Raw genomic sequence first — 12,250 nt, forward strand, 5'->3', positions numbered from 1 at the left:
TGCCCATTGCTCTTACACTCCCGTTCATGCTGCGCGCCCTGGCTGTCGACGACGAACGCCCCTCGCTGGAGGAGCTGCTCTACCTCCTGAACGCGGACCCGCGCATCGGCAGCGCGGAGGGCGCCGGCGACGCGACCGAGGCGCTGCGGCGCATCAACCGCGCCCTGGAGTCGGGACCCCACGGCCCCGAGTCGATCGACGTCGTCTTCCTCGACATCAACATGCCCGGCCTGGACGGCCTCGACCTGGCCCGTCTGCTCACCGGGCTCGCCAAGCCGCCGCTGGTCGTCTTCGTCACCGCCCACGAGGACTTCGCCGTTCAGGCCTTCGACCTCAAGGCCGTCGACTACGTACTCAAACCGGTGCGCAAGGAACGCCTCGCCGAGGCCGTCCGCCGGGCCGCCGAACTGCGCGACGCCGCCCCCCGAATACCCGTGAGCGAACCCGACCCCGACCACATCCCGGTCGAGCTGGGCGGTGTGACCCGCTTCGTCGCCGTCGAGGACATCACCCATGTCGAGGCCCAGGGCGACTACGCCCGTCTGCACACCGTCAGGGGCAGCCACCTCGTCCGCATCCCGCTGTCGACGCTGGAGGAGCGCTGGCGCTCCCGCGGATTCGTCCGCATCCACCGCCGCCACCTCGTCGCCCTGCGCCACATCGGCGAACTCCGCCTCGACGCGGGCACCGTCAGCGTCATGGTCGGCGCCGAGGAACTCCAGGTCAGCCGGCGCCACGCGCGTGAGCTGCGGGACCTGCTGATGAGGAGGCCGTAGCCGTGCCCAACCAGGACCCCGCCGAGCGCCGCGTCGTCGTCACCGGCCCGCCCCGCAGCCGCCGCCCCGCCTCCGGCTACTACCGCCCCCGCACCGAGATCGACGAGCAGACCACCCTCGGCCACACCTACGTACGGTCGCTGATGCGCACCCAGCTCCGCGCCGGCCTGACCGTGTTCGCCGTCCTCGGCCTGCTCATCGGCCCGCTGCCACTGCTGTTCGCCGCCATGCCGGACGCCCGCGGCCTGGAATGGCTGGTCCTCGGCTTCTGCCTCTACGCCCCGATGGTCCTCCTCGCCCGCTGGTACGTACGACGCGCCGAACGCAACGAACGCGACTTCGTCCGCCTCGTCGAAGACCGCTGAGCGCTCCGCTGGGAGGGCCGGGATATGTCGTCGTTCGTCTGCGGGGTCGTCGTGGCTGGTCGCGCAGTTCCCCGCGCCCCTTTCGGGTCGCTGCCGGACCGTGAACTCAAGGAGCGGCCGTGAACTCCGGCTACGCCGTCCCCGCCGTCGCCCTGGTGGTGCTGGCGACCATCCTCGTCGGTGCCTTCGGGCTGCGCATATCGCGTACCACCTCCGACTTCTACGTCGCCTCGCGCACCGTCGGCCCCCGGCTCAACGCGGCCGCCATCAGTGGTGAGTACCTCTCCGCCGCCTCCTTCCTCGGCATCGCGGGCCTCCTGCTCGTGCAGGGACCCGACATGCTCTGGTACCCGGTCGGCTACACCGCCGGATACCTCGTCCTGCTGTTGTTCGTCGCCGCCCCGCTGCGCCGCTCCGGTGCCTACACCCTGCCCGACTTCGCCGAGGCCCGGCTGTCCTCGCAGGCCGTGCGACGGCTCGCGGGCGCCTTCGTCGTCGGCACCGGCTGGCTGTATCTGCTGCCCCAACTCCAGGGCGCCGGACTGACGCTGACCGTGCTGACAGGCGCCCCCGACTCGCTCGGCGGACTGATCGTCGCGGTCGTCGTGGTCGCCATCGTCGCCGCCGGCGGCATGCGCAGCATCACCTTCGTGCAGGCCTTCCAGTACTGGCTCAAACTGACCGCGCTGCTCGTCCCCGCCCTCTTCCTGATCCTCGCCTGGCAGGGCGACGGCGCCCCCCGGCACGCCTTCGACGAACCGGCGACCTTCCGCGAACAGAGCGTCGTGCGCGTCGACGACAGCATCAAGCTGAAGCTCGACCGGCCCCTCGATGTCACCGTGAGCGGCACGATCGACGGCCGCGACCACGAGGAGCAGAAGCTTCGACTCCCCGCCGGCACCCACCACATCGAGGCCGGCACCCGGCTGACCTTCGCCAAGGGCGCCGAGGTCCCCGAACGCGACCGCAGCGCGGGCGGCGGCCTGTCCCCGTCGCAGGCCGAGAGCCGCGGCGAACGCCCGCTGTACGCCACGTACGGACTGATCCTCGCCACCTTCCTCGGCACCATGGGCCTGCCGCACGTCGTCGTCCGCTTCTACACCAGCCCGCACGGCGTCGCCGCCCGCCGCACCACCGTCGCCGTGCTCGGTCTGATCGGCGCCTTCTACCTGCTGCCGCCGGTCTACGGTGCCCTCGGCCGCCTGTACGCCCCCGAACTCACCCTCACCGGCGACGCCGACGCGGCCGCCCTGCTGCTGCCCGACCGCATGATCGGCGGCCTCGGCGGCGACCTCCTCGGCGCGCTGGTCGCGGGCGGCGCCTTCGCCGCGTTCCTGTCCACGGCGTCCGGCCTGACCATGGCCGTCGCCGGCGTGCTCACCCAGGACGTCCTGCCGACCCGCGGCGTACGCCACTTCCGGCTCGGCACGGTCCTCGCCATGGCCGTCCCGCTCGCCGCGAGCGTCCTCGTCGGCGGACTGCCGGTGGCCGACGCGGTGGGCCTCGCCTTCGCGGTGTCGGCGTCCTCGTTCTGCCCGCTGCTCGTCCTCGGCATCTGGTGGCGCCGCCTCACCCCGCCCGGCGCCGCCGCCGGAATGCTGGTCGGCGGCGGCTCCGCGCTGCTCGCCGTCGCCGCGACGATGGCCGGCTTCCCCGGCTCCGGCGCGGCCCACGCCCTGCTCGCCTGGCCCGCGCTCTGGTCGGTGCCGCTGGGCTTCCTCACGATGATCCTGGTGTCCCTGGCCACCCCCGGCCGGGTGCCGCCCGGTACGGCGGCGATCCTCGCCCGGTTCCATCTGCCGGAGGAACTGCGGGCGGAGGCGAAGGCATGAGGCACTCCATCGCCGGACGGCGCGAGGTGGTGACGGCATGAGCGGATTCCTCGCCGGTCTGTGCGTGGCGATCCTGCCGCTGCTCGCCGCCGGCTTCTGGCTCGGCCGCCGCACCGCCCGCCCGCAGAACCTCGGCGACCTCGGCACCCCCGTCGAGCACGCCACCTTCGAGACCCTGCACACCGCCTCCCTCGCCGCACCCCCGCTGCGCGCCGGACTCACCGAGGAGACCGCCCGCAAGTCCGCCCGCCGGCTCCGCTCGCTCCTCGGCACCGACGCGCTGTGCCTGACCGACCACAAGGACGTGCTGGTCTGGGACGGGGTCGGCGGCCATCACCGTACGGAGATCATGGAACTCCTCGCCGGCCCCCTGGAGTCGGGCCGCGGCGAGGCGTTCCCGCTCACCTGCGCCACCCCCGACTGCCCGGTGCGCTGGGCCGTCGTCGCCCCGCTCACCGTCGACGACCGCGTCCACGGCGCCCTGGTCGCCTGCGCGCCCCGCGAGTCGGCGGTCCTGGTGCGAGCGGCGGGCGAAGTGGCCCGCTGGGTGTCCGTGCAGCTGGAGCTGGCCGACCTCGACCAGTCCCGCACCCGGCTCATCGAGGCCGAGATCAAGGCCCTGCGCGCCCAGATCTCCCCGCACTTCATCTTCAACTCGCTCGCCGTCATCGCCAGCTTCGTGCGCACCGACCCCGAACGCGCCCGCGAACTGCTCCTGGAGTTCGCCGACTTCACCCGCTACTCCTTCCGCAGGCACGGCGACTTCACCACCCTCGCCGACGAACTCCACGCCATCGACCACTACTTGGCGCTGGTCCGGGCCCGCTTCGGCGACCGTCTCTCGGTGACCCTCCAGATCGCCCCCGAGGTGCTGCCGGTCGCCCTGCCCTTCCTCTGTCTCCAGCCGCTGGTGGAGAACGCGGTCAAGCACGGCCTGGAGGGCAAGGCCGACAAGTGCCGGATCCAGATCACCGCACAGGACGCGGGCGCCGAGGCCCTCGTCGTCATCGAGGACGACGGCGCAGGCATGGACCCCGTGCTGCTGCGCCGCATCCTCGCGGGGGAGGACAGCCCCTCGGGCGGCATCGGACTGTCGAACGTCGACGACCGGCTCCGCCAGGTCTACGGCGACGACTACGGCCTCGTCATCGAGACCGCCCCGAACGCGGGCATGAAAGTGACCGCCCGGCTGCCGAAGTACCAGCCGGGCGTGCACTCGGCGGGGCGACTCACCCGGGAGTGAGGCTCACGTCGGACGGCTGACCACCATCCCCAGCGTGATGAGCCCCAGCACCACCCACCCGAACCACAGCCAGCCATTGCTCCCGAGCGCCACCGTGTAGGCCGTCACCGCGACGAGGCCGCCGACGGTGAGCACCCCCATCGCCTTCGTAGAACCGTCCGTAGAACCGGGCATCGCAACACCCTCCTAAGGTTCGTCCCCCTCCATGGTGCCCCCGTTCTGCCTCCGAACGGTGCACACGACGAAATGGGTGCCGTTCTTCCAGGGCCCGTCGCTCGTCCAGGAACCCGCCGTATGGACGGAAGGATCGAATCCGTAGTCGCGCGGCGGCACCTCGCGGGCGCACGCCGTGTCCGATTCCGTGCGTGCCTCGGCGAGCGTGACGTCGGCGCCCAAACGGGTGAATCCGAGCACCTGCTCGTCGTGCGGCTCCGCACAGGACACCAGCCGGGCGTCCCGGTGCGAGCGGACGTCCAGACAGTCCCGGCGCTGCATGGTCGCCGTGTCCGCGAAGGCCACCCCCGGCCTGCGGTGCCCGCCCAGCGGCCCGTACACCGGCCCGTGCGCCCCCAGCACCAGACAGGCCGTGCGCCGCCCGGCCGCCTCGAACCCGGCCTCCGTCGGTACGACGGCGAGGCTGCGCACGTCCGCGAGGCGCCCGCGCAGCTCTCGCGTCCGCTCCTCGCACGCCGCCGGACCGTCCTGCCGTGCCTCGGCGGCGGAAGCGGCCTCCACGAACGCCGTCACCTGCCCGTCGGGCGCCTTCTCCCCGCAACTGGCGTCGAGGCTCAGCCGCGGCGTGCCCTGGAAGGCGGTCCTGCCGGGCCAGTCGGCGAGCACGCAGTCACCGTCCTTGAGCGACGCCCGGAGCCCCACGGAGTTCCCGTACGGCCGTCCCGTGCCGCCGGGGTCCGCTTCCTGGGACGTGGCGTACCAGACGCCGGCTCCCGCGAGCGCCAGCCCGAGCAGGCCGGCGACGACCGCGTGCGCGACGCGAGGACGGGTCCGATGTCGGTCACCGTCCCCGGGAACCAAGCCCAGCGGTCCACCGGGAGGCTGAGTCGGCGAACCGCCGGGCTTTCCGCTCACCGTGCCGGAGCCTGGGCCCGTCTGCGCGCCGGGACGTCCGGACGGGGGACCGAAGCCCTGGACACCACCCGGTCGCCCGGACACCGACGGGAACACCTGCGGGGTGCCGAACCCCGCCGGATCGGGTACGGGCCCGGGCGGCGGCGCACCGCCCCAGTGCGGCTGCGAACCGAGGTCGGTCTGCGTCCGCGCGTACGCGTCGGCCTCCGGCGTGACGATCCGTGAGAGCGCCGCCTCCGCCTCCGCGGCCGGCGTGCGCCGCGCCGGGTCCTTCTCCAGCAGCCCCCACAGGACGGGCCCCAGCGCCCCGGCCCGCCCGGCCGCCCGGGGCTCCTCCGTGACGACCGCCGTCAGCTCCGCCAGATGCGACTCGCGCTCGAAGGGACCCCGGCCCTCCACGCCGTGGTACAGCGTGCAGCCCAGCGAGAACAGATCGGTCGCCGGTGTGGGCGCCCCGCCCGTGACCCGCTCCGGCGCCAGATAGCCCGACGTGCCCACGAGCACCGACGCCAGCGTGTACCGGGTCTCACCGGCGTCCGGCTGCACCGAGATGCCGTAGTCGGTGAGCAGGATGCGTCCGTACGGCGCCCCGGTGCGGTCCGGCGCCAGCAGGATGTTCGCCGGCTTCACGTCCCGGTGCAGGACGCCCCGCGCGTGTCCGGCGGTCAGCGCGTCCAGCACGGCGAGGCCGACGCGGGCGCACTGAGCGGGCGCCAGGGGGCCGTGCCGGGCGACCAGATCACGCAGGTTCACGGCGCCCTCGACGTACTCCATGACGATCCACGGCAGGCCCTCGTGCTCCAGCACGTCGTGCACGGTCACCACATGCGGATGCCCGCGCAGCCCCGCCGCGTGCCGGGCCTCCGCACGGGCCCGGGCCACCCGTGCCTCGCGCTCGTCGGCCTCGGCCGGATCCCGGAACACGATCTCCTTGAGCGCGACCTCGCAGGCGAGTCTCCGGTCGTGGGCGAGCCAGACATGGCCCATGCCGCCGCTGCCGAGCGGGTGCAGCAGCAGATAACGGCCGGCGATGACCCGGCCCACTCCCGACGTCGGTGATCCTGAGGGCATCCGGTGACTCCAGGGTCTGCGGGTGCGCTGAGCGCGCGGTTGCTAGGCGAAGGTGCTCGCGGGGGTCGCGGGGGACAGGGCGCCGGTTCCGACGCGGCCTGTGGCGGGAGCGCCGGCCCCGGGGCGGCTTGCGACGGGGCCGCTGGTCGTCTCGGGGCGGCTTGCGGTGGGCCCGCCGGTGACGGGCGGCGGCGCGCTGCTGGTGACCGTCGGCGGCGAGCTGGTGGGCTGCGTCGGCGGGCTGGACGAGGGCGGAGGGGGCGGCGGTGCCGAGCTCGTCGTGGGGGATTTGGTCGTCGCCGGTGGCGAGGAACTGGTGGGCGGGTCGGAGGGGGGCGGCGCCGTGGAGGACGTGCCCGAGGACGGGGGCCCGCTCGTGGGGCCCGGAGCGGAGCTGCTCGGGCCGGAGCCGCTGGGGCCGGAACCGCTCGGCCCGGGACTCCCGGAGCCGGAGGACGGGCCCGAAGGCGACGAGCCCGAGGGCGCCGGAGTCGGTGTCGGATTCGAGGCCGACGGATCCCGCGTCGACGGGGACGACCCCGAGCCGCCCGAACCGCCCGGGGGAGTGGACGTCGTAGTCCCGTCCGACGACCCGCCGGAGCTCCCCCCGGCCACGCTCAGCGTCACGTACTCGCCGAACCGCAGTTCCGTCCCGGCCGGCGGATCCGACGCCGTCACCCGGGCACCGTCCGGCGGCAGCCCGCCGCCCTCGAACGCGACGGCCAGCCCCTTGCCGGCCAGCTCCCGGCTCGCCTGCCCGAAAGTGGCCCCCGCGAGGTCGGGCACCGCGCGGCGCTCGCGTGTGTCGAAGGCGGTGTCCTTCTCGCCGGTGGTGCCGACGGGACGGGTGATGCCCCGGTCCGGCTCATGGACGTCGACGAGGGCGAGCCGCTCCACTTTCCGCGTAGCGGGCCGCACGGCCACCACGGAGGATTTCTCGTAGCCCTTCCACTCCTCGTTCCGGTCGTCGAACTCGACCCTTATCCGGTTCGTGTCACCGTCGAACGGCCGCAGTGGATTTCCGCACGAGCACTTCACCGCGGGAAGTCCCTGCTCGTCGACGAGAATCGCGATTCCCGTCTGGAGCAGCGCGTTGAAGGGGGTCGCCTTTCCCTTTTTGTAGTCGTGGTTCTTCACGAGCGTGTCGTGACGCAGGAGAACCGGAGTGAGCCGATCGAGATATCCGGGAATCTCGGCCGTGGTGATGGAGAGCGCGGTCGCCCACGCCTGCGCTTTGCGGCCATTGGCGGGATCGGTGAGAAACTCCTTGAGCCGTACGACATCACAGACCGTCGGCTGCTCGGATCCCCCGTACAGACCGGGTGTGTCCCCCTGTTGGAGACCACCGGGTGCTTGCTGCGCCGTGACCTGCTCGTCGTCCCGCCCGAGCCCCTGATTCTCGTCGAAGAAAGGGGCCGGCGAGGGAACTCCCGCGGCCACGGCCTTCACCAGGAACAGCGGTGTGCCCCGATCGCACGCACCGAGCGCCAGAACGAGGACCAAAAGGACGGTGATCCTCCGAATCGCCGCTGTTCCGGACCTGTGTACGAAAACACGAAACGCCATCACCGCTCCCCCTTGCGGTTCCCCCGACGCGCTTCATGCTACTGAAAGGCGAAGCCTTTCGGTTTCGTCAGTTTCCGCGTGCGTTCAATGAGGCCAAATAGGCGTTGTACGCCTCGAGTTCCTTGTCGCCGTCGCGGTCGGCGGCCCGGTCCTTGCGCTTGGCCTGCCGCTGCTCGGAGCCGTACCACTGGAACAGCAGCGCGATCAGCACCAGCACGGACGGAACCTCACTGAACGCCCAGGCGATGCCGCCGGCCGCGTTCTGGTCGGAGAGCGCGTCGATGGCGAGGGAGCCGGGCGGGTTCTTGAACGTCTCGACCATCGGCTCGGACGCCATCATCAACGCGATGCCGAAGAACGCGTGGAACGGCATTCCCGCGAACAGCTCCAGCATCCGCATCAGATACCCGGGCCGGTGCGGACCGGGATCCACGCCGATGATCGGCCAGAAGAACACCACGCCGACGGCGAGGAAGTGGATCATCATCGCGATGTGCCCCGTCTTCGAGCCCATCAGGAAGTCGAAGATCGGCGTGAAGTACAGCGCGTAAAGGCTGGCGATGAACAGCGGAATGGTGAACGCCGGGTGCGTGATGATCCGCATGTACCGGCTGTGCAGCAGCGCCAGCAGCCATTCCCGCGGCCCCTTGCGGCCCCGCCCGGCGGGCGGCATCGCGCGCAGCGCCAGCGTGATGGGCGCACCGAGCAGAATCAGGATCGGCGACAGCATGCTGATCACCATGTGCTGCACCATGTGCACGCTGAACATGACCATTCCGTAGTCATTCAGCCCGGTGCACATCACGAGCATCACGGACAGCACTCCGGCGACATAGGAAATGGTCCGCCACACCGACCATGCGTCCCCACGCCGCCGCAGTCGCACGACCCCCCACGCGTAAAGCGCGAGCCCCACAAGACAGGCGACCAGAAAGAACGGGTCAGCGGACCAGGAAAGCCCCCGCCCCAGCGTGAACGGCGGCAGATCCATCATCATGCCGTGCCCGCCGTGATCCATCCTGCGGCTCCTGTTTCGTGGGGGTTGTGCGCCGTCTGTCCCCCACAGACTAGAACTGCCCCCGGCCGACCCAACGACCGGGGGCAGCTACAGCACGCCCCTTACAGCACGCACTCAGCCTCTTCGTACCGATCCTCCGGCACCGTCTTCAACGTCTCCACGGCCTCGGCCAACGGCACCATCACGATGTCCGTCCCCTGGAGCGCCGTCATGTGCCCGAACTCCCCCCGGTGCACGGCCTCCACCGCGTGCCACCCGAACCGGGTCGCCAGCACCCGGTCGTACGCCGTGGGCGTCCCGCCGCGCTGCACATGCCCGAGAATGACCGGCCGTGCTTCCTTGCCGAGCCGCTCCTCCAGCTCGATCGACAGCTGGCGGGCGATCCCGGCGAACCGCTCGTGGCCGTAGATGTCCTTGCCGCCCTCGTCGAACGCCATGCTCCCGGGCCGGGGCTTGGCCCCCTCCGCCGCGACGACGATCGCGAACCGCTTGCCCGCCTGGAACCGCTCGCCGACGACGCGGGTCAACTCGTCGATGTCGAAGGGCCGCTCCGGCACGACGACGGCGTGCGCGCCGGCCGCCATGCCGGAGTGCAGTGCGATCCAGCCGGTGTGCCGCCCCATGACCTCGACCACCAGCACGCGCTGGTGGGACTCGGCGGTGGTCTTGAGCCGGTCCAGAGCCTCGGTCGCCACGGTCACCGCCGTGTCGAAGCCGAAGGTGACGTCGGTGACGGCGATGTCGTTGTCGATGGTCTTGGGCACGCCCACCACGGGCAGGCCGCTGTCCGACATCAGGCGGGCCGCCTTGAGCGTGCCCTCACCGCCGATCGGGATGATCGCGTCGAGGCCGAGCTCCTCGACATGGCCCTTGGCCCGCTCCACACCGTCCCGCAGATGGGACGGCTGGACCCGGGAGGAACCGAGAATCGTGCCGCCGCGGGCGAGGATGCCGCCCACCGCGTCGAGGTCGAGCTTGAGGTAGTCGCACTCCAGGAGGCCCTTCCAGCCGTCCCGGAAGCCGATGACCTCGTCGCCGTGGTCGACGACGGCACGGTGCACGACGGACCGGATGACGGCGTTCAGGCCGGGGCAGTCGCCGCCGGACGTGAGGACACCAATGCGCATAGCCCGAAAAACCTTCTCAACGTGGGCCGGGACCGGACCACGCTGTCCGGCTCGAATCCCCGCCACCCTAGCGGCATCAGGGGGCGGGGCCGAACCGTGCGTCCGCCTGCTGGACGACCCCGCTCACCTGTGCGGACGTGCCGTCAGACGGGCTGTCGAGCGACCCGGTTCAGGCGGGCTGCTGCGCGGACGCGATGCGCTCGTTGCGCAGCGCCTCGTACCACCGGTCGTCGGTCGGCGGCAGCGCGTTCACATCGAGCGCCAGCTTCAGCAGCAGGTCCGCGATCAGCGGGTTTCGGGCGAGCACGGGGCCGTGCATGTACGTACCGAAGACGGTCTCGTTGTACGCGCCCTCCGTGCCGTCCCCCGTGCCGTTGCCGTTGCCGAGGCGGACCTGGGCGAAGGGGCGGGCGGTCGGGCCGAGGTGGGTGACGCCCTGGTGGTTCTCGAAGCCGGTCAGCGGAGGCAGGCCGAGGCGCGGGTCGATGTCGCCGAGCACGTCGCCGACGCACCGCGCGCCCTCGCCGCGCACGGACACGACGTCGATCAGCCCGAGGCCGGGCTCGCGCTGACCGAGGTCGTTGATGAACTCGTGGCCGAGGATCTGGTAGCCGGCGCAGACGGAGAACACGATGGCGCCGTTCTCCACGGCCCGGGTCAGACCGCCGTCCCGGCGCAGCCGCTCGGCCGCCAGTCGCTGCGGGCGGTCCTCACCGCCGCCGATCAGATAGATGTCGCCGGATGTCGGGATCGGCTGGTCGCTGCGCACGTCGAGGCGGGCCACGTCGAGGCCGCGCTGACGGGCACGGCGCTCCACGACGAGGACGTTGCCCTGGTCGCCGTAGGTGCTGAGCAGGTCCGGGTAGATCCAGACGACCCGCAGTTGGTTGTCGCTCACTTAAGTCCCCTGAAGTCTCGTGCTCAGTTGCCGACCCGGCGGCGCAGGTCCTGGAACGCGGTGTAGTTGGCGATGACCTCGATCCGGCCCGGCGGGCACTTCTGCACCGCCTGGTCGAGGTTCTCGCACACCTGGAACTGCTGGTTCGCGACCTCCAGGCGCACCGCGAGGTCGAGCCTGCGGTCGCCGATGACGCAGATCGGGTGCCCGGTCAGCCGCGTGTAGTCGACGTCCCACAGCCAGGAGGTGTCGGTGCCGTCGGCGCCGCGCGCGTTGACGGAGAGGATCACCGGGGTCGGCGGCGGGTCGATGAGGGAGAACGTCTCCAGCCAGCCGGCCGGGTTCTTGGCCAGCAGCAGCCGCAGGTCCCGCCCCTCGAACTGCACGACGTCATAGCGGCCTGCGACGGCCTGCACCTGGTACATGCGCTCCAGGGCGACCTGCGGCGGCACCCCGAACACGGCGGCGACGGCGGCCGAGGAGGTGGCGTTGGCCTTGTTGGCGCGCCCCGGCAGCTGGAGGTGGATCGGCCAGGCCGAGCCGTGCGGGTCCAGGACATGGTCGCCGGACAGTGCCCAGCTGGGCGTCGGACGACGGAAGCCGCACTCGCCGCAGAACCAGTCGTCGCCCGGCCGCTGCATCACACCGCCGCAGGACGGGCACGACCAGGCGTCGTCCTTCCACATCTGCCCGGCGGCGACCCAGATCACATTGGGGGACGACGACGCGGCCCACACGACCAGCGGGTCGTCCGCGTTGGCCACGATCACGGCCTTCGAACCCGTCAGCCCCTCGCGCCAGTTCTCGGCGAGCATCCGGGTCTCGGCGGCCCGGTCCAGCTGGTCGCGCGAGAGGTTGAGCAGCGCGATGCACTTGGGGTCCGTGTCCCGGGCGACGCCGGCGAGGTACTTCTCGTCGACCTCGATGACGCCGTAGCGGGCTTCCGAGCCGCCGGCGAGCGCCGAGGTGATGCCCGCGGGCATGTTGGCGCCCAGCGCGTTCGAGACGACCGGCCCGGCGGCCCGCAGGGCCTCCGCGATCAGCCGGGTCGTGGTGGTCTTGCCGTTGGTCGCCGACACCAGGACCACGTCCAGGTTCTGAGCGAGCCTGGCGAGGAGGTCGGGGTCGAGTTTGAGCGCCACCCGGCCGCCGATCACCGAACCGCTGCCGCGCCCTGCGGCGCGCGATGCCGCCGCGACCGCCTTGCCCGCGGTCACGGCGATCTTGGCCCGCGGCGTGAGCGGGTCCGAGTTGCCTGCCATCAG

At 71.8% G+C, this 12,250-nt stretch carries 11 protein-coding genes; 4 read left to right on the plus strand and 7 right to left on the minus strand.

Annotated elements, in window-relative coordinates; translation table 11 throughout:
- Positions 1-26: 26 nt before the first annotated feature.
- The 4 genes from CP983_RS37320 to CP983_RS37335 all read left to right on the plus strand — a co-directional run bounded on the left by CP983_RS37320 (position 27) and on the right by CP983_RS37335 (position 4,216).
- Positions 27-776 (plus strand): LytR/AlgR family response regulator transcription factor, encoded by a 750-nt coding sequence (locus CP983_RS37320; protein WP_150504525.1) that lies wholly within the window; start codon positions 27-29, stop codon positions 774-776.
- Positions 777-778: 2 nt separating this feature from the next.
- Positions 779-1,141: a hypothetical protein gene (locus CP983_RS37325; protein ID WP_093745170.1), complete on the plus strand. Its 363-nt coding sequence runs from the start codon at positions 779-781 to the stop codon at positions 1,139-1,141.
- A 119-nt stretch (positions 1,142-1,260) separates the two neighbouring features.
- Positions 1,261-2,973 carry a sodium/solute symporter gene (locus CP983_RS37330; protein ID WP_150504527.1) on the plus strand — a complete coding sequence of 571 codons (1,713 nt, stop codon included), beginning with the start codon at positions 1,261-1,263 and terminating at the stop codon, positions 2,971-2,973.
- Positions 2,974-3,010: 37 nt separating this feature from the next.
- Positions 3,011-4,216, plus strand: a complete 1,206-nt coding sequence (locus CP983_RS37335; protein WP_107912041.1) for a sensor histidine kinase — start codon at positions 3,011-3,013, stop codon at positions 4,214-4,216.
- A gap of 3 nt (positions 4,217-4,219) precedes the next feature.
- On the opposite strand, the gene CP983_RS37340 is transcribed toward CP983_RS37335, so the two are convergent.
- The 7 genes from CP983_RS37340 to CP983_RS37370 all read right to left on the minus strand — a co-directional run bounded on the left by CP983_RS37340 (position 4,220) and on the right by CP983_RS37370 (position 12,247).
- Positions 4,220-4,390: a membrane protein gene (locus CP983_RS37340; protein ID WP_030960607.1), complete on the minus strand. Its 171-nt coding sequence runs from the start codon at positions 4,388-4,390 to the stop codon at positions 4,220-4,222.
- Positions 4,391-4,402: 12 nt separating this feature from the next.
- On the minus strand, positions 4,403-6,376 hold the full coding sequence (locus tag CP983_RS37345) for a serine/threonine-protein kinase (RefSeq protein WP_150504529.1): 1,974 nt from the start codon (positions 6,374-6,376) through the stop codon (positions 4,403-4,405).
- Positions 6,377-6,418: 42 nt separating this feature from the next.
- The gene (locus CP983_RS37350; protein ID WP_308436547.1) at positions 6,419-7,879 is read right to left on the minus strand and encodes a PASTA domain-containing protein; all 1,461 of its coding nucleotides are present in this window, start codon (positions 7,877-7,879) and stop codon (positions 6,419-6,421) included.
- Positions 7,880-8,009: 130 nt separating this feature from the next.
- Positions 8,010-8,960 carry a cytochrome c oxidase assembly protein gene (locus tag CP983_RS37355; protein ID WP_107912039.1) on the minus strand — a complete coding sequence of 317 codons (951 nt, stop codon included), beginning with the start codon at positions 8,958-8,960 and terminating at the stop codon, positions 8,010-8,012.
- A gap of 101 nt (positions 8,961-9,061) precedes the next feature.
- Positions 9,062-10,087: a 6-phosphofructokinase gene (locus CP983_RS37360; protein ID WP_125524395.1), complete on the minus strand. Its 1,026-nt coding sequence runs from the start codon at positions 10,085-10,087 to the stop codon at positions 9,062-9,064.
- A 169-nt stretch (positions 10,088-10,256) separates the two neighbouring features.
- Positions 10,257-10,985 (minus strand): type 1 glutamine amidotransferase, encoded by a 729-nt coding sequence (locus tag CP983_RS37365; protein WP_125524394.1) that lies wholly within the window; start codon positions 10,983-10,985, stop codon positions 10,257-10,259.
- 23 nt (positions 10,986-11,008) lie between these two features.
- Positions 11,009-12,247: a MurT ligase domain-containing protein gene (locus CP983_RS37370; RefSeq protein ID WP_107912035.1), complete on the minus strand. Its 1,239-nt coding sequence runs from the start codon at positions 12,245-12,247 to the stop codon at positions 11,009-11,011.
- Between the last annotated feature and the right edge of the window lie 3 nt (positions 12,248-12,250).

The sequence above is a fragment of the Streptomyces chartreusis genome, assembly GCF_008704715.1.
Classification (GTDB): Bacteria; Actinomycetota; Actinomycetes; order Streptomycetales; family Streptomycetaceae; genus Streptomyces; species Streptomyces chartreusis.

What these genes read in the sequence shown, in the direction of transcription:
- CP983_RS37370 (WP_107912035.1), bottom strand. Translation starts at nt 12,247, where the DNA reads ATGGCAGGCAACTCGGACCCGCTCACGCCGCGGGCCAAGATCGCCGTG.
- CP983_RS37360 (WP_125524395.1), bottom strand. Translation starts at nt 10,087, where the DNA reads ATGCGCATTGGTGTCCTCACGTCCGGCGGCGACTGCCCCGGCCTGAAC.
- CP983_RS37320 (WP_150504525.1), top strand. Translation starts at nt 27, where the DNA reads ATGCTGCGCGCCCTGGCTGTCGACGACGAACGCCCCTCGCTGGAGGAG.
- CP983_RS37340 (WP_030960607.1), bottom strand. Translation starts at nt 4,390, where the DNA reads ATGCCCGGTTCTACGGACGGTTCTACGAAGGCGATGGGGGTGCTCACC.
- CP983_RS37345 (WP_150504529.1), bottom strand. Translation starts at nt 6,376, where the DNA reads ATGCCCTCAGGATCACCGACGTCGGGAGTGGGCCGGGTCATCGCCGGC.
- CP983_RS37335 (WP_107912041.1), top strand. Translation starts at nt 3,011, where the DNA reads ATGAGCGGATTCCTCGCCGGTCTGTGCGTGGCGATCCTGCCGCTGCTC.
- CP983_RS37355 (WP_107912039.1), bottom strand. Translation starts at nt 8,960, where the DNA reads ATGGATCACGGCGGGCACGGCATGATGATGGATCTGCCGCCGTTCACG.